Source organism: Paenibacillus sp. FSL H8-0537 (assembly GCF_038051995.1).
In the GTDB taxonomy this organism is placed as follows: domain Bacteria; phylum Bacillota; class Bacilli; order Paenibacillales; family Paenibacillaceae; genus Pristimantibacillus.
The window spans coordinates 4,394,672-4,412,591 of sequence record NZ_CP150290.1; the positions used below are offsets into that span (position 1 = coordinate 4,394,672).

A 17,920-nucleotide genomic window follows, 5' to 3' on the forward strand; every position below is an offset into this window, starting at 1 on the left:
ATTCGCTGCTCCCACTAGATGCTTGCCTATCATTTGGTTGTTTCTCTTATCCAACAAGTCCTGTCCGCTCGATACTTTCGACAAAGTAGCGCTGCACGAACAGATAAAGAATAATTAGCGGCAAAATCGCAAGCAGTATTCCCGTGTCCTGTACCATGCTCAAGTAAAACGGGTCTGCTTTGGAGGATGCGCCGTCTTGGAGAAAGATGGATAAATTATAAGGCAAGGAAGCCAATTGTGTAGACATCACTTTGCTCGACGTTAGGTAGGTTGTCGTAAAGAAGCTGTCGTTCCACTGCCATACGAACGAGAACAGCAACACGGTTACGATTGCCGGCATCGCATTTGGCAGCATAATGCGTAAAAACGTCTGCCCGACACCCGCACCGTCCATATAAGCGGCCTCCTCAACCTCCTTGGGCACACCTCTAAAAAATTGGCGAAAAATAAAAATATACAGCCCTGCTCGCAAGGAATTGGCTGTTATGGAGGTTAAAATAAACGGCCAATACGTGTTCAGCAAATTAACAGATTTCCCCGTCAATAAAGGAATCAAGCCCATCAGGGTAAAGTCCTTCAGGTTTAAATACACGGGAATAAGTATAGTCGTAGGCGGAACCATGATCGTTAGAATGACGCCGCCAAAAAGCAGCTTGCTCCCTTTAAACTTAAGTCTTGCAAAAGCATAGCCAGCGAGCGCGCAGGAGGCAGCCGTCAGCAGGGTCGTTGTCGACGACAGCGCAAACGTGTTCAGCAGCGTCTGCCAATAATCCATAATGGCTATCGCCTGCTTAATATTATCCAGCGAATAATTTTGTGGAATCCATATTACAATCGGTGAGTATAGATCGGTCTTGGACTTTATCGCTGTAGAAATCTTTTGCAGAATAGGATAAAGGATAACGAAGGATAATCCTGCGATTAAAGTTAAACGAACGAATGACCACAGCCACCGCTTCCAGCTTTCTAGCGATAATAATCGGTCCATTATCAAGGCATTCACGCTCCTTTTAGTCTTGGTAGAACACCCTTTTAGATACAAAATACGAGCTGATCAGCAAAATAATCATGATTGCCAGAAAATAAAGCCATGCCATCGCTGAGCTGAGTCCAAAGTTAAAGGTGGCAAAGCCCGTCTCCCGAATCAATTCCGTCATATTATTCCTTGAGAACGAATCGATAATCGTATAGATCATATTGACGAGAATGAGTGGGCTGACCATCGGGAACGTAATTTTCCAAAATGCTTCATAGCCCGTAGCTCCCTCCATCTTGGACGCCTCATACAGCTGAGGAGATATCGTCTGGATACCCGCTAGGAAGATCAAGAGCTGCACGCCCGACTGACTTACAATCTGATAAATACGGTCGACTGCCCCCGTAAGATACAAGACAATGTCTTCATTAACTCCCGCATCAAGCATTAATCCGGCCAGCTCATAAGCGCCAAAAGCATTGATGATGCTGGAGCCCGCATTTTGGTCATTGACAGCTTGGATCAAGCTTGTGCTCTCAAGCGTCATAATAACCCCCGAAGCCAAAATGACAGGCAGAAAAAAGATCGACCTTGCAATAGCTCTGCCGAAAAATTTCTGATTCAGCAATACAGCTAAAAACAAACTGAATATAACGATCAATGGTACGTTTACGACCATGTCCACAATCGCTTCTGTCAATATGCGATTAAAGCTCGTATTGATCGTCAAAGCCTCCACAAAGTTTGAAAATCCGATAAATTGGATGCTCAGGCCCTCCGAGTTAGCCGAAATAGAACTAAAGCTGTAGCGTAAGGAGGAGACCATCGGAATAAAAAAGAAAAAAACAAATCCAAGCAGCCAGGGCAGTACAAAAATAAAACCTAAAAAAGCCTTCTGCTGCGCATATGTCCGCTGCTTCAACCCGAGCTTCGTAATAAGCTTCAAGAGCGTTCACCACCCGTAATATAGCTCTCGGCTTCAACCGTCCTGCCTTCAACCGTCACTTGAGTCTGGTTATAGTTCACAATCACATATATTCCATTCTCATAAACCGTCTTAAATACGCCTTCATCCAGCTTGTCATGCGTGGTAATCCGCTCGTTTCGAACGCTCCTCAGAACGGCGTTCACTTCTTGATAGATCTCGGAGGCTTTATCGAGCCATAGCTTGTAATTGACAGCATAGAGATGATTGTATTCACTATCTTTTACCTTATAGTTCGGCTCGTAAATCCATTCGAAGTAAACACCCGCTCCATATTCCAAATTTTTCAGCACATATTGCTTTTCATTCGTATAGGTAGAAAGATTATACGGCGCCCCGGCGTATTCAATAAACCCACGAATGACCATCTGATAGAAAGGAATTTCTTCATCCTCAAGCTTAAATCCGCTGCCGGACAACGGTGCATTCGTAATATGGGACAAATAAGGCAGCGCATAGGCATTTCCTCCGTTAGCCATTACCTTCAACTTTTCATCCCGAATTTTCTCCAGCGCTTCGCCCGATATGGCTTCAGACACCGTTCGATCCATTTGCTTGTTTTTACGGAAATCGCTATTCAATTGATCAGCCAAATCCTGCAGCGAGAGGCCTCCAGGCTGTAAATCACGAATGCCTTTGAGCATGGAATCCGTATAACCTACTACGAGCCGTGGGGATATGACATAGGACGGCGATTTGGTTATATCACGTCGATTCAATGCCAGATCAAGCGGATAAAGCATGGCAGGAACCTCTCTTAGCGTTCTTGAAGCTTCATCGGACTCATCGAACCCTCCTCCTGTAAGCGCAGTCAAAACGGAAACCTCCGGGAACAGAGAAATCCCTTTGCTCTGGGCAAACGCAATAAACTCCTGCAAGCCCTTGCTCCCCCCGATTTCCTTATCGACCCTAACATGGTTCGGGACTTTATGATCGAGACCTCCATTAAACCAGCCAGAATACTTGAGCTTAATATCGCTTATCTCACGCTGCTGCAGCTGCTCGATAATGGTCTGCGCTTGCTCGAATGTCGTAAGCGGTTCAAGTGCCTGATAGGGAATGCCCACGAAGTGCTTCTGCTTGGATATGCTTCCAACCAGCTGCAAATAGAAGGGGGTATCCATTGTCGTATCATCTGCTTCGTGCTTAAGCAATCCATTCTTTTTCTCCAAATATTGCTGATAATATCGAGCCATTCCTTGGTAAGAAGCTTGCTTGCCACTTAGAAAAGCATAACGGATCGTATAATCGCTTTTCATCGGATTTTCTTGAAATCTTGGGAGTGAACGCTGCTGCCCATTCCCATCTAGGTATACTGTTCCCTTATTGATCACATAAAAATTCGGATAAACATAGTTGTAGCTGTTCAACCTGCCTCCAATGTCCGCATGGATGGTAGCAACAGATGCGCCCTCCTCAATGATTCCGAGAAAAGCTCCGCCCTCCCGAATAATCCCAAACACAGGGAGTCTCACCTTCTGTTCTCTAGCTGCATTCTCGGTTCTGTCTATCGTTTGATCCGCCCCGTAGACAAGCTGCTGATAGGCTGGATATTTGGTTTTTCCGTTGTTAAAGTGGATAAGAGCACCTGAGCCGTCCGGAACGAACATCGAACCGTCCTCATCCTTCCCTCCTGCACCAAAAAAGCTGAGGAGCGAAATCGTGTTAACGGGATATTCATCGGGATAGCGGATGCTGGAAACGGGAATTTTGGCAACTAGGCTATCCGCATCCAGCGTATATTCAATCGATGCTTGAAAAATGCGCGCGGCGGGCTTCTCCTGCGTAAATTGAAGCTCGGCCATGTCCTCCTGCAGCTCCGCTTCTGTATAACCCGATTCCTCCAACGCAGCGAGCGCCCGCTCCAATTGAAGCCCATTCAATGCGCTGTCATTTCTTGTATATACCGCTTTTTCCGTATCCTCTTTATAAGCGATGAGCAAGGCTCTTTTTCCCGCTTTCTTCAGCTTGCCCGACAATTCCTTGAAACGGGCCTTGCTTAACATTTTGGGTAAATCTTCTGCTGTTTTTGCGCTCGTTCCAAATTGATAAGATACGCTGATCCCACTCGGAATCTCTGTGACATTAATCTGTTTATGGACAACACTGTCTGTGTATGAATTAATAGAGTTGATCTGGCCAAAGCTATTATAAAAATCAATTTTTATTTGCGAGGACAATAAATCCTTGTTTACTCCCGTAGCAAGCGAATCCGAGCCTCGATCAAGCGGGTTGCTGTTCCATATTTCACCCGTTTGTTTAATAAGAACCGCTATCGCCCCATTCTGATCATCTACGAATAGCCGCAGTTGGTCATTTTCAGCTACTCCCTTCATACCGGCGACACGAGAATCCGTGAAAGCAGCGCTCAAGGACTTCCCCTGCGCAAATACCGACAAAGCCTGATTATCGTCCTCGCTATGATTGCCAGATGGCGTATCGGAGCAGCCTGCAATGATAATCCCGACTAGGAAGCATGCGACCAACAGGGCATTTTTGGCTATATTCATCTCTATGCCTCCTCCCTTAGCTTCTCAAAACCAATTCTTGATAAATAACCGATATAAAAGCCAGCATCTGCTGGATTAAACTAAAGAACAATAAGCTTAAAAAGGCCATGAACCCCATAGCTGCAATCGTCAAAATGATGGTCCCGATCGTCTTGGACGGCGTATATTGATGAACCGTCATATTGCCGACAAAGAGCAGAAACACGCACCATATCATGGCGATGCTGCTGGAAAAATGATAAAACGCCGTCTCCTGCAGCGAAATGAAATTGCTCAGCAAAATCCAAGGTAGCTGAATAATAACGAACGGTATTAATGCAAAGCATGTTGAAGTAAAGATGTCGACAAACTTCCCTTCCCCATCCATTAAGGTCGTCAGCGACCAATTGGCCACACACCAAAACAATACGGGAACAACGACATACAAAATCTCCATAAAGCTGTTCATTCCATTTGGATTAACGAGATTGACCACAAACCCGCTGTACTGGCTCTGCATAATATTGGTCACGGCCAGCAAAAACAGAATCACAAAAGAAATGACGATGCTCGCCTTTTGATTGCGGTCATATTTCAGCTCCCAATAGCCATTAAAGGGATGCATAATGAGATAGAAAGGGTATTTATACAGCTCACTGTTCAATGGAGGCAACCTGACGTCCCCCTTTCTTTTTCCGATACTTTTTAATAAGCAAGGCAACGATCACAAGTCCAAGCATGCCCGTCATAATCGCAGTAAAATGTTCCCGCAGCACTTGCTTGCGATAAAGCAGGAACGCCTTCGAATAGCCTTTCTGATCCATGCTTTGTTTAAAATATTTCATCGCCTCGCCATAATCCCCTTGCCGGATCAGTGCTTTGCCAATGCCCGCATAGGCGAATTCTAGATTTGCATTCATGTTAATCGTCTGATGAAACAACGTGTTGGCCTGCTCTTCATCGCCTTTATAATAAGCCCTGACCGCTTCATTCAAGGTGCGGCCGTATTCCGTCGATTGAAATACCGTGATTTCACCAAGCGCCTTATCCAGTATGAGGTAATCATCACCAACGCGCTCAAGCGCCACCGGTGTATGGAATTCACCCAATTGATTGCCTAGCCCGCCGAAAACATACATGAAATGTCCGTCACCATTGTAGGTGAAAATTCGGCCTCTATTGGCATCCAAAATGGCGTATATTTCGCTGTCCGCGACATCGATATCGACCAAGCGGGTTGGACCATCAGCCTTCATAAAACGAATATCTCCTTCCGGAGGAAAATAACCTTCCTCCCTTAAAATATCGCCCCCCCGTGCATTCAATTTTCTGACGTTGTTTTGCATTTGACTATTTGTCGCGTAAAGGAAGCCTTCATCATTAATATCCAAATTCGAAAATTCCGTCGGCGTGAACATCACCATCTGGCTCCGCTGCGCTTGGGTGGACAGCATTTTCCAAAAATACTCGACTGGGCTGAAAAACACACGGTTTGCGCCGATAAACGAAGTGAATTCGCCATTCGCATTAAATTCCATAAATCCGTCAAAAACACCCGCTGCCATCACGTAAATTCGCTGCGCCTTATCCACGACAACCCTTACCGGCTCAAATTTAAATGGGTCCTGCAGCAGCTCGGACTCGGGCGACTCGATAACCTTCACCAGCTTGTCGTCCTGATCGAGATGAACCACTCTTTGATTTCCTGTATCAGCAACGAACAACTGCTTCTCATCCGTTACGAATAAACCTTGAGGGTTCTGGAACATTTCCTCTTTGCCCTCATGGACGTATGAAGTAATCATTCGCACCAGCTCAAATTGCTGATTCAAAATGACGACACGATTATTGCCTGTGTCGAGCAAATAAATCTGCTTATCAGCCGTAACGTGCAAATCGCTCGGTTCCTTTAACGGCCCAATTCCCATGCTCTCGCCATTCCATAAGCTAGTTGCTTTGTAAGCTGCAGGAGCGGCTACCGTGTCCCCCCAAAACGAATAATTGTAAGAGCCCGCATCCTCCGCCGCCTTGGCAATCGTTCCTCCCATGCCCATGCTTATCAGGCAACAAAGCGCAATGAATAGGTATACCTTTGTCTGTAATCTGCCTTTCAACATCCTGCACGACTCCCTTCTACTCTTTCATTCCGGAAGTTGCCATCGTCTGAATGACGCTGCTCTGGGAAATGATAAAGAGTGTGATCGGAACGACCATCAAGATTAGCGCAACTGCCGCACCGACTCCTGCTCTGGCAATTCCCCCTTGCGTAATTTGACCCAAAGCATAATGCAGCGTCTTTAAATTCTCACTGTAGATAAAGCTGCCCCCATCGGTCCCCCATAACATAGGAAACTGTAAAATCATGAGCGTTAACCATGCAGGCTTCACATTCGGCATGACAATGCTCCAAAAAATCCGGTATTCATTAGCACCATCAATTTTTGCCGCCTCCAGCAAGGCATCCGGTATTTGCTCCATGAACTGCTTCATGAGGAACAGACCTAACGGAAAGGCAAGTGACGGTACAATAATCGACGCATGCGTGTTAATCCATCCAAGCCATGACATCACCATATAGTTGGGAATTGCCGTCACATGCCCAGAAAACATCAAGGACAGCACTACGATGGAGAACAGCGTTTTTGATCCCAAAAATCGGTATTTTGCTAGTGGATATGCTGCGGCCGAGGCAAGCAAAATATGGCCGGCCGTACCGATAATTGTAATGATCACCGTATTTGCAATATATCGCGTGAGCGGGACCCACGAATTGCCCATTATCGCCACCAGGTCAAAAAAGTTATCCAGCGTTGGGTTGTGCACAAATATGCGTGGCGGGAAAATAAACAGCTCATCAAGCGGCTTAAACGCATTGTTCACTGCATAAATCAAGGGCATTGCCATAAAAGCGCCGAATAAGGCCAGGAGCGCGAATAGCAAAAAGCTGACTAGAAAGGAACGATTGAGCCTTTTGGGCGTCCGAAGGACCGCGAGCATTTTCATGGCCAACGTCACTCACCGACCTTTCGCAGCATTTTCTGTGTCAGCATATTCGTTCCAATCATAATGACAAAAAGAACTGTCGCAATGGCTGACGCGTAGCCCATTTCAAAGCGAATCGAGCCAAAGTCCATCAGGTGCGTAACCACCGTATGCGCAGCATAGTTGACACTTGGAAAGCCAGCCAGCGCAATGGAGATGTCCGCAACCGCGAATGCTCCAGTAATCTGCAGGACGGCCCCGAATAACAGCTGCGGCCTCATGGAAGGCAGCGTAATGAACCACAATTCCTGCCAACGATTGTTAATGCCATCAACGGCGCCCGCTTCAATCAACGTCTGATCAATCGTTTGCAGACCCGCGATAAAGGCGAGAAAGCTCGTGCCCAGGCTAAGCCATAGCTGGACGAGAATCACGATCGGCAAAATATATTTCTCATTGGTCAGCCATAAAATCGGTTCCAGCATTAATCCATATTTGATCAGAAACCCATTTAAATAGCCGTAGCTATCTCCGGAAAATACGATCAGCCATATAAAGAACACATTTCCAGAAATCGATGGCGCATAGAAAATCAAGGTCATGACCGCACGAATCTTCGGTGACAGCTCATTGATGATCCATGCAAATAGAAAACAAGCGATATAGCTGACCGGGCCGGTAATGACCGCGAACATAAAGGTATTTTTTAAGGCAATCATGAATACATCGTCGTTAAGAAACAGCCTTGAATAGTTTTGCCAGCCAACAAAACGCGGAAATTCGAGCATATTAAAATAAAAGAAGCTTAGACATAAAGAGAATACGACTGGAATGACCGTAAATAAGAAGAAAATAAGCATATACGGACTCATCAAAATATAGTGATGCTTGTTTCTTTTCAACTCCTTTATCGTATGTGCCCATTTGGACGTCTTCGTTGGCTGGACGGGTTTAGGAACGGTTTTACCTGTTGCTGTTTCTGCTTGCATCGGCTTTCACCCCAATCTAGTACGGTAAGTTGAATTCCTTTCGTTTGATCGCTATTTCATCGTTAATGTACAAAATATAATCGGATAATGCCTCACGAGGATTCTCATTTCCATTGACGACTTTTCGGAAGGCATTATCCAGATGCCTGCCCGTGAAATAGCCGCCTGGAACCTGCGGGATTCCTCGCACCCACTGCCACTGGCTCTCTAAATTTTGATAGTCCTTAATCGGCCAAGGCAATTGCCCAAGCGCCTCCATATTAGCTGTCGGATAACGTGCCGCTTCACCCATAAGCCCTTCCATCTCGCGTCCGTATGCCACTTGGGTTTCCTTGTCCGTCCACCATTTCATAAATTCCCATGCCGAGTCCTTGTCATTCGCATTCTCAAGCATCATCACTGCGGTTGTATGGCTGGCAACTTCATGATTGATCGAGCCGTTCTGCTGCTCCATGCCGGGCACGATTGTAAAGTCCCATAGGCCTTTAATTTCCGGTGCCATGACCGTCAGTGCATTGTAGGTCGTATAGTCCGCAATGCCGACAGGCATCTCACCCGTCCGAAAGCGATTAGGAAAGTCCGCTTGCAGCGGAAACTTGTAGTTCGTATAGAACTGCGACCATCTCTTGAAGGCTTCCATCGATATCTCGGAATCCAAAGCGCTTCTTTTGTCCTCATCCCGATAGAACGCTCCGCCATTTTGGTACAGCAGCATCGCGAATGTCGCATTCGGAACGAGGTTCGCGTTATTGGTTGCCGCCTCAATAGGCAAATAAAACTCCATATTATGCTTTTGAAGAACGGAAATCATGTTGTATACTTCCTGCCAGGTTTTAGGCGGCGTCAATTCCAGCTCCTCCAAAATATCCTTGCGATAAAACAGCATCGGGAACGTCTGCTGCTCCGGAAGGGCATACACCCCGTTGCTGTACACATACGGTTCCAGTGCGCTGTCGCGGAAACGGGACGCCACCTCCTTGAAATCAGCAAAGCTCGATAAGTCCGCAGAGGCGTTCCGCATCGCATAGTTGACGGGTACATCTTCGCCAATCTGCATAGCAACGTCAGGCCCTTCCTCAGCTAAAGTAGCCGGTAGAAGGATGTTGCCCGGGACGAGCCTAAGCTTCACCGAAATATTCGATGCCGATGTAAACGAATCGTCAATCAAGCTTTTCAGCACTTGCGCCTGATCCCGCCCTGTCGTAATCCAGACGGTTATGGAACGCTGATTTTCTCCTGTATTTCCAATGCTGTCATAGTCTTCGGTATAAGAGGCTATATAGCCGCCAAGCTCGTGCTTTATTCGACCCAATGCCGTTGCCTCCGCCTGAGGGAGCTCGCGATCTGGCGAGGAGACAACCAAATAATCAAGTGTAAGCGGTTGTTCACGTACGGTCAGAATCCATGTTCCAAGACCGCCGACATTGATTTTAAATGCATTCAAGCGCCTTGCGACGGTTTCCGGTTTGTCCACCATTTCTTCCAATTGACGAACCATCGTATGCAGAACAGCTACTTTGTCGCTGCGCTCCCCCGTTGCTTGCTCCAAGTAATCGGCCACACGTTGAATCGTTGCCGCTTGCTCCTTGAACACCTTCGTCATCTCCGGTATACGCTTCTCCAATTGATAATCGCGGTAGGGGTCCGGCGTATTCGAGGTAATCATCAATATTTTCCTAAACATTTCATTAAGCTGCAAAACGCTGGACTCAACCGTTCGCAGCAGCGGCGCAATTTCGCCGAGAGAAACCTCCATCCGAATTCGATGCGTGCCTTTCGTCAGATGGAATAAATACGGCTCCGCTCCTCCGAGTACATTCATCTGCCAGTTCATATCGAATTTAAACGGGATTCGCTTCATTTCCGTAAACGGGTACTGGCCGTCAATCATCAGGCTGCGTGTGCTGTAAACGCCCCGGAGCTGATCCTGCTTGCGCTTAAGGGCAATTTGATACAGGCCGTCCTCCTTCACCTCTACTTCCCACTCTATCCACTGCCCAGGCAGCTTCCAATTCAGTCCGCCAATCGTATTGATTCTGAGCTTGGAAACATCGTACGGAACAACCGACGAACTTGATCTGTCGATAAGCGGGCTCAAGGTTGGAGATGACTTCAGCACAGCCTCTTCCGCCTGAATCGTCACGTATTGATCTTTAACAGGTGCTAAACCTGCGACTTCATATTCTTTTTTGATTTCCGCATATGATTTTGCGGTTTTCTCCTGATACAGCTCGATATAATCGATAGCCATTGGCTCCCGTGATGACGTCAGCGACAAGGTTTGCTGCCCTTGGTCAAAATAGAATAAATACGGCTCGTCATAATAACCGCCGCTATCCGTTAAAGTTTTGAGCTGCCATGATGGCTTCTCGACCTGTCTCGGGCGCAGGTCGTTTCCTCTATCGTCCCTTCTTATAGCATCTTCCAGATTACCCCACAGTCGGTTGAACAACAGCATTTCCGCACCCTTGAATGGCACCTTCTCATTAATAGCAAGCTGCCTTTCGATCGCTGAGCTTTTCCCCTCTATGGGGTAATAATGAATTCTAATGTTGTATAGTCCCGGTTCTGCCATCTCCAGATTCCAGCTAATGGCTCCAGCCTCCGGCGTAATCACCGCTTTTCCATCCAAGCCTTCAAACCGATCTGCCATTTCAAAGCCGTCTCCAACCGTTTTCGAAAAGCTTTCCCCTTCGATTCGGATAACTTCAGCCGGACGATCGGCAGTCGAATAGCTGTTCAAATAGTCGTCATAGCCGCCCTTGGCATAGGAATGCTCTCCCATCTCAAAAGCACTCATGGCTTTAACCTTCCCCCTATCAGATTGATTCGGAGGGTTATAGCTCCAAATGGACAAAAAAAATAAAACTAGAGCTAGTATGGCGATTGTGTATTTCTTCGCTTTGCTGTTCAATTCTTCTCCCCTCCTGCTGCTAGAGATAAAATATTCCGAACAGCCCCTATTAATAGACTGGCTCAATAGGGACTGTTCGACATTCGTAAGGAATCGCTATTTTTTATACACTTCGTCAATTGCAGCTTGAACATTCGCTTTAAATTTGCTTATAACGGTAGATACCGAGTTTCCAGCAATAAGATCGCCTATAATATCGTAATAAGGCAATTTCGGGAATGTATTGTGATCGAGAACAAGCATGCCTTTTCCGGAAATGATGGCGTTCTCAATATCATCCTCATTCGTAAAGTTGCTCTCCAGTGTAGCTTGGTCTGGATAATCATAAAGCGAATCGACATCGTTTATTTTTTCCCAAATGTACATAAGCTGCTCTGGGTTCTCGACTTTTTTTGGAATCGCCAGGGACTGGAAGAGAGCTTCGCCAGCATGGTAGGCGGTAGCACTCGGACCTTTAGGGAAGGGAACGAAGCCGATGTCATAATCCTTCATATCAGTCTTAAGTCCTCCGATTTCCCAAATGGCGCCTGCATACATCAGCGTATTGCCTTGACGGAAAAACTGGCCAGGCTCTGTCCAATCTCCGCCTTCCGTAGCTCTGGCAACCTTCTCGGTTGCCACACGGGAAATGAAATTAAAGGCTTCAACCGTTTTGGGATCTTCTAAATTTTGCTTATTCCCTAGGGTAAGGCTTGCTTCATTGGAGTACAGCGACTGATCCATCAGCGAGCCTTGTGAAAGTCCCCATCTATCCAGCTTCCCATCGTTATTCGTATCCTTGTTGGCCTCTTTGGCAACTTGAATGAACGTGTCCCAATTCCAATTATCTTCATCTACATAATCCTGAAGCGGCTTAAGTCCTAGCTGATTCAGAAGAGTACGATTATAGAAAACCCCACTCATAAAATCAGACTGATTATCCGTAAAACCATAGCCTCTGCCCTCATACTGCATAAACTCATTTGTAACCTTCTGGTTGAATACCTTCGTATTTTTCGTATACTCATCAATCGGCCAAATTAAATCTTGTTGGACCAATGCCGGAATCATATAGGCTTTACCCAGTCTGACGATATCGCCTAGTGGCTCGCCTGCTACCAAAGATGCGACAACTTTCTGCTGATACTCACCGTAGTCAACAGCGACGTATTCCACTTTAAAATTATGCTTCTTCATTAGATCATCCAGATTTTTCTTGCGCTGAATGTTGTCTGGATTGTCCTCGGGTATCGTCATATCCCACCACGATACGATTTTGATCACCCGTCCGCCCATGTCAAAATCCATCTCTGGCGTCGATTGTTCATCTCCAGTTGCCTCACCGGCATTATTAGCTTCAGCAGGCTCAGTCGTTTCCGAGCCTTCGTTAACGCTTGCCTCTACCGGTTCCTTATTGCTGTTACCATTACTGCTTCCACTGGCATTAGTGCCTGCATTACCGCTGCATGCTGCTAGTGTAAATATCAACATTAAACTTAATAAAAAGACTGACAGTTTTCTCACTTGCATATGGATCCCCCCTGAAAATGGATTACATAAAAATTGTAGCGCTTACATTTCTGAGTAACAACCTGCCTGTATTTAGATCAATCACCCTATAAATTATAGATTCCAGTAAAATCGCTTTCTTTCCATGTTACACCAATTTACAAATGGTAAACAAATGGTTGAGGGATAAAGAAATGCACGTTGTGGAGAAGCCGTGCGTTGAACATAATGGAAACATAATTACTTCATTCGTACGGAAATTCATCCGAAGCCTATTATCGAAAATGAAAGTGAGGTTCTAACCGTGTATAAGGTATTGCTTGTTGATCCAATGATTCATTCGAGGGAAAAGACGCTGAACTTGCTTGACTGGAGACATTTAGGTTTTATCATACAAGCGTATGCGGGCAATTCCTCGGACGCCCTGGCTTTAATGGACAGGGAGCCCTTTTCCCTTGTTCTAATTAATATTAAAAACGCTCAAGCAGATGGCATGCTGCTTTGCGAGCATATCCGCCAGCAAAGCCGCGTTTCGATCATCCTCTTGGAAGGGGGCGATGATTTCCAGTTGGCTAGGAAAGCTTTGTCCTTTCAAGTAAGCGATTACATTGCGCAGCCTGTTCAAGCAAGCGATTTAACGGCAAGCATACTTGCTGTAAAAAAAGAACTGGAATCCATCGCTGATGATCAACAGCCATTACATGCATCGCCTGTCCCCTTTAAGCGGAGCAAGCAGGGCAAGTCGATTATCGATATCGTAAAAAAATACGTGGAGGAAGAATTGCACCTTAACATTACGCTGAAAAAAATATCCTCCCTTTTGCACTTCAACTGCGCTTATCTGGGTCAAAAGTTCAAGGATCACGAAAACATGTCGTTTAATGAATACCTCCTTCAGCAACGGATGGAAAAAGCAAAGCTGCTGCTCGAAAAAACGGATATGCGCATCTATGAAATTGCGAATGAGGTTGGTTACACTGAAATCGATTGGTTTTATAAAAAATTCAAAGCGTATACAGGAGCCAGTGCGAACGAATATAGAAAGCAAATCTCTTAAATTCATAGCTGTAATTGCGAGCACAAACATACAGGCCAGCTTCCCTTGGATGAGGAAGCTGGCCTGCTGCATGTCAATTAACCTTATAGAGCCATTACCTGTAACATTTACTGATTCCGCTCTATTGTTCTGTTGCTCTACTTGCAGACAAATGGACAACCTCGTAATAGGCACCTTTCGGCTGCTGCTCCGTATCAAACAATAGCGGCCAATTTTTGCGGCCACTTACCGGGAAATAATCCAGCCAAGTATAGTCGTCTGCCGCTCCCCAAAACGTAACACCTGTCAGCACATCCCTATATTCGCGAAACAGCTCAAAAAACTGGCGGTAACGTTGTTCCTGCTGACGCAGCATTTCAACTGTCGGTATCACTATATCCGTACGTCGGTCTTCAAAGGCGAAGACCGACACATCCATCTCAGTAATTTGCAGCTTCAAGCCAAGCGATGCATAACGCTCGATTGCCGCGCGGATGTCATCCAGAGATGGTTCTGTTAAATTCCAATGTCCCTGCAACCCAATACCGTGTACCGGAGCTCCCTGTTCAAGAAGCGTCTTGACGAGCCGATAAATTTTCTCGCGCTTCGCCGGATTGCACTCATTGTAATCGTTGTAGAACAACAGCGCCGCTGGATCGGCTTCATGGGCAAATTGGAAGGCTTTTACCATGTAATCCTCGCCAATGCCCTCCAGCCACCTCGAGGGCCTCAACCATTCATCCCCTTCGTCGCTGACCGCTTCGTTGACGACATCCCAGCAATAGCTAGTATCTTGGTAACGCTGCATAACCGCCATGATATGCGCCTTCATCCGGGCAAGCAGCGTTTCCCGAGATGCTGTTCCGCCGTTTCCATCGTCGAATACCCAATCTGGTGTCTGATTATGCCACACGAGCGTATGCCCGCGCAGCTTCATGCCATGCTCTCTGGCAAACTGGGCAATCTGATCAGCCGCCTCGAATGTATACGTATCCTCGGCAGGGTGAAGGCTTTCAAATTTCATTTCGTTTTCCGCCGTCAAGCTGTTGTAATGCTTGATCAGCAATTCACGTTGACTAACGATGGTGTGACCATTAACCGCAGCACCAATCAGAAAATCATTTTTGAAGCTTCCCGCCAGACTATCCGCTGAATTCATATGCTTCTTCTCTGTCATTCTTCTACCGCCTCTCGCTTTTTTCTATGACGATGCTACTTTCCCTTCGAGCCCGTCAGCTGCAATACCCCAAAGCCGAATGTGTTCTGGTACGACTGTCCGGACCGATCATTCCACATGGCCACACTATCGCGGCCTCCGTCGCCATCCTCGTCATTATTGATTTGCACGTCAAAGCCGATTAGATCTCCAGCTTTTGGCGCCTTGCCAATCCATGCGATAGATGCTTCCACTACATAACCATTCGCCGTCCGCTTCGTAGCTGAGATTAGATTTTTGCTTAATGAAGCCGGGCTGACAGTTTGTTCATTATCGAAGTTGATCCGGTACTGTCCGTCATCGGCATCATAGCTGCTGCTCGCTGCATTATTCTGGTCGATGAAAATTTCCACCGAATCCTGCTCCCACGCATTCGCGCTCTTTTTCGACAACAGCGAGTCAGTCACCTCGGCCAGCACATACAAACGTTGGCCGTCCCATAACGTTCTGACCTTGGCCTTCGATCCGCTTGATCCATTTACCCAGCGGTCGGTCATGATTGATTTTGCATTTGCCCATACCGCATCAATGCTGCCATCAATGACTGGCGTACCTTTTACAGCTTTAGTATGTTGAGGTCCTTCAACCAGCTTTAAAATGCCGAATTTGGACGTATCCTTATCCTGCGAATTCGTCTTGTCATTCCAGGATGACTTCGTCACTGTACTGCCGGATTTATCAACCATTCGCACATCGAACCCAAGCTGTTTTCCTAGCTGCCCTTTAATAGGAACCGCAGCTTCAATACGGTAGCCGCCTTCCGTCTTAACCGCTTTATAATTCACGGTTTTATCCTTATTCGCTCCACTGCGCTGGAATGTATATTTTTTATCGTCCGCCTCGTAAGACGTTGTCTTGCCATTGTTGCTGTCTATATAAAGCTCAATTGCATCACTGCCATTCGCCGTCTTATCCATCACATCAACCGTTACATAAAGATGCTTCTTATCCCAAAGCGTCTTCACCTTGGCAATTGCACTGCCATCCTTCGAGATGGATACGAGCGGCGCTCTATTCCAAACCTCTTCCAGTTTGCCATCGATCTTCGCAGTTCCCTCCGCTGCCGTTGCTTGCATCGTTTCGACTGGCACCTTGCTCGGATCGACGAGCGCCCAGTACGCAAATTTCGCCTGAAGCCGCTCATCGAACAATAGCGGCCAATTATTGCGCGTGACAGGGAAAGTACGGAGCCATGAATTAAGATCGTCCTTGCCCCAGAAGATTACTGCATTGAGCTGATCCTTATGCTTTTTAAACACATCGAAAACTTCCTTGTACCGATTTGCCTGCTTAATTTGCAATTCAAGCGGAAACGCATCATAGGTGTCAGTGTCATTCGTATAAGCACTCATATCAAGCTCCGTGACCTGCTGCTCTATGCCAAGATCCCGGAACGCCTGAAGCATATCATCAAGTGACTGAACGGACGGGGACGCAATGCCAATATGTGTTTGATGGCCGACGCCATCCACAGGAATACCCTTGTCCTGTAGGCGCTTGATTAAATCATGCAAATCTTGTCGTTTTTGAGGAATATCCGTGTTGTAGTCGTTAATAAACAGCTTGGCCTGTGGATCTGCAGCATGTGCATATTCGAACGCCTTCTCGATAAATTCCTCGCCTGCTATTTGGTACCATAGGCTGTTGCGCAAACCATTCGGCTTCTGGTCACCGGAATCAAGAACCTCATTCACAACGTCCCAAGCATAGATTTTGCCCTTGTATCGGCCTACTACCGTCTCAATATGCCGCTTCATCCTTGCATACAGCAATTCCTTGCTGGCAAGATTGCCTTTCTCATCGTAGAACACCCAATTTGGCGTTTGGGAATGCCAGATGAGCGTATGGCCGCGTACAGCAATGTCATTGTCTACAGCAAAATCAACGATTTTATCCGAGCGTGTAAAATCAAATTGGCCTTCCTTCGGCTCGGTAGCATCCCACTTCAGCTCATTGCCTGCGGTCAGACTGTTGAAATGCTTCTGTAGCAGCTGTGCATCTGGGCCGGTGGCATCTTCAATTTCACTTACGAGCAAGGAAGTGCCCAGTAAAAAATCATCGGCAAATACATCTTTTAGAGATGGAATATCCTTTTGAATTTCAATAGGCAACGCATCTGGAATGCGCGCAATAACAACATCATCCACATTGAAGTCAAGCTTCGCATTATCTATGGATTCAAAATAAACACCTAGGGTCTCAATCGGATGGAGCAAGCTGTACGCGCCAGTTAGCTTCACCCAGCCGCTTTCCGTTACTGTTTTGGCAGCAACTGACTCATAAAACATATCCCCATTCGTTTTCCGCTCGATCAGCATCGAGACGGACGAATCAGGCGTTCCCGCAGGCAGGCGAACCCAAGCTGAGAGCTCATAGGATTTGCCGACCTCCATAAACGAGGCTAGATTGAGCATTGGGCCGTTCCAGCCTTCCGTTCTTCCTGTAACCTGAAGACCAAATTTACCCGAATGGGCAGCCGAAGCAGCAGCCGTCAGGCTTTCGTTGCCGCCGCGTCCATACCAGCCTTGTGTAGTGCCGTCTTCGAAATCCGTCGTGATTTGTTCAGCTTCGCTTGGCGGCGCTGTGCTAGCTTCCGCATTCGTCTGCTTTGGCAGCACGCTAAGCGATAAGGACGTTACCATCAAAATAGCAACCAGTAACAACGAAATAGAGCGTTTCAGTCGATTCTTCTTCATTTAAAACACCTTGCCTTTCAACTTATATTCCATAAAGCTCCCTTTTGGGGCGTGTCATGGCATCATTTGCTTTCTAGCAAAATGAACTCGGCGGATACCGCTGCATCTTGGTTCATTTATACCTAATCTTGCATTCCTTGCAAGTATAG

The 17,920-nt window shown here is 46.6% G+C and carries 12 protein-coding genes; 1 reads left to right on the plus strand and 11 read right to left on the minus strand.

Going from position 1 to position 17,920, the window contains the following annotated elements; all coding sequences use genetic code 11:
• Positions 1-46: 46 nt before the first annotated feature.
• The 9 genes from MHB80_RS18495 to MHB80_RS18535 form a co-directional block, all read right to left on the minus strand.
• Entirely contained in the window at positions 47-994 is a 948-nt protein-coding gene (locus MHB80_RS18495; RefSeq protein WP_341278354.1) for a carbohydrate ABC transporter permease, read from the minus strand.
• Positions 995-1,010: 16 nt separating this feature from the next.
• Positions 1,011-1,922, minus strand: coding sequence for a sugar ABC transporter permease (locus MHB80_RS18500; protein WP_341278355.1), 912 nt, complete (start codon positions 1,920-1,922; stop codon positions 1,011-1,013).
• Positions 1,919-4,471 carry a DUF5696 domain-containing protein gene (locus MHB80_RS18505; protein ID WP_341278356.1) on the minus strand — a complete coding sequence of 851 codons (2,553 nt, stop codon included), beginning with the start codon at positions 4,469-4,471 and terminating at the stop codon, positions 1,919-1,921. Before MHB80_RS18505 ends, MHB80_RS18500 begins: the two co-directional genes overlap by 4 nt.
• Before the next feature lie 16 nt (positions 4,472-4,487).
• Positions 4,488-5,114, minus strand: a complete 627-nt coding sequence (locus MHB80_RS18510) for a YIP1 family protein (RefSeq protein ID WP_341283023.1) — start codon at positions 5,112-5,114, stop codon at positions 4,488-4,490.
• On the minus strand, positions 5,104-6,567 hold the full coding sequence (locus MHB80_RS18515) for a hypothetical protein (protein WP_341278357.1): 1,464 nt from the start codon (positions 6,565-6,567) through the stop codon (positions 5,104-5,106). Before MHB80_RS18515 ends, MHB80_RS18510 begins: the two co-directional genes overlap by 11 nt.
• A 16-nt stretch (positions 6,568-6,583) precedes the next feature.
• The gene (locus MHB80_RS18520; RefSeq protein ID WP_341278358.1) at positions 6,584-7,453 is read right to left on the minus strand and encodes a carbohydrate ABC transporter permease; all 870 of its coding nucleotides are present in this window, start codon (positions 7,451-7,453) and stop codon (positions 6,584-6,586) included.
• 8 nt (positions 7,454-7,461) lie between these two features.
• A complete protein-coding gene (locus tag MHB80_RS18525; RefSeq protein WP_341278359.1) occupies positions 7,462-8,421 on the minus strand; it encodes a sugar ABC transporter permease in 960 nt (319 codons plus the stop codon).
• Positions 8,422-8,437: 16 nt separating this feature from the next.
• On the minus strand, positions 8,438-11,335 hold the full coding sequence (locus tag MHB80_RS18530; RefSeq protein ID WP_341278360.1) for an extracellular solute-binding protein: 2,898 nt from the start codon (positions 11,333-11,335) through the stop codon (positions 8,438-8,440).
• A gap of 96 nt (positions 11,336-11,431) precedes the next feature.
• Entirely contained in the window at positions 11,432-12,844 is a 1,413-nt protein-coding gene (locus MHB80_RS18535) for an extracellular solute-binding protein (RefSeq protein WP_341278361.1), read from the minus strand.
• Between the two features lie 283 nt (positions 12,845-13,127).
• Here MHB80_RS18535 and MHB80_RS18540 point away from each other — a divergent pair, with 283 nt between their 5' ends.
• Positions 13,128-13,880: a helix-turn-helix domain-containing protein gene (locus MHB80_RS18540; RefSeq protein ID WP_341278362.1), complete on the plus strand. Its 753-nt coding sequence runs from the start codon at positions 13,128-13,130 to the stop codon at positions 13,878-13,880.
• A gap of 121 nt (positions 13,881-14,001) precedes the next feature.
• Here MHB80_RS18540 and MHB80_RS18545 read toward each other — a convergent pair whose 3' ends face one another.
• Both MHB80_RS18545 and MHB80_RS18550 read right to left on the minus strand, forming a co-directional pair.
• Positions 14,002-15,018 (minus strand): endo-1,4-beta-xylanase, encoded by a 1,017-nt coding sequence (locus MHB80_RS18545; protein ID WP_341283024.1) that lies wholly within the window; start codon positions 15,016-15,018, stop codon positions 14,002-14,004.
• Positions 15,019-15,071: 53 nt separating this feature from the next.
• The gene (locus MHB80_RS18550; RefSeq protein WP_341278363.1) at positions 15,072-17,771 is read right to left on the minus strand and encodes an endo-1,4-beta-xylanase; all 2,700 of its coding nucleotides are present in this window, start codon (positions 17,769-17,771) and stop codon (positions 15,072-15,074) included.
• Between the last annotated feature and the right edge of the window lie 149 nt (positions 17,772-17,920).

Bases quoted from the DNA above. Each gene is read 5' to 3' on its own strand.
- MHB80_RS18505 (WP_341278356.1), bottom strand. From the start codon at position 4,471: ATGAATATAGCCAAAAATGCCCTGTTGGTCGCATGCTTCCTAGTCGGG.
- MHB80_RS18515 (WP_341278357.1), bottom strand. From the start codon at position 6,567: ATGTTGAAAGGCAGATTACAGACAAAGGTATACCTATTCATTGCGCTT.
- MHB80_RS18520 (WP_341278358.1), bottom strand. From the start codon at position 7,453: ATGAAAATGCTCGCGGTCCTTCGGACGCCCAAAAGGCTCAATCGTTCC.
- MHB80_RS18525 (WP_341278359.1), bottom strand. From the start codon at position 8,421: ATGCAAGCAGAAACAGCAACAGGTAAAACCGTTCCTAAACCCGTCCAG.
- MHB80_RS18535 (WP_341278361.1), bottom strand. From the start codon at position 12,844: ATGCAAGTGAGAAAACTGTCAGTCTTTTTATTAAGTTTAATGTTGATA.
- MHB80_RS18545 (WP_341283024.1), bottom strand. From the start codon at position 15,018: ATGAATTCAGCGGATAGTCTGGCGGGAAGCTTCAAAAATGATTTTCTG.
- MHB80_RS18550 (WP_341278363.1), bottom strand. From the start codon at position 17,771: ATGAAGAAGAATCGACTGAAACGCTCTATTTCGTTGTTACTGGTTGCT.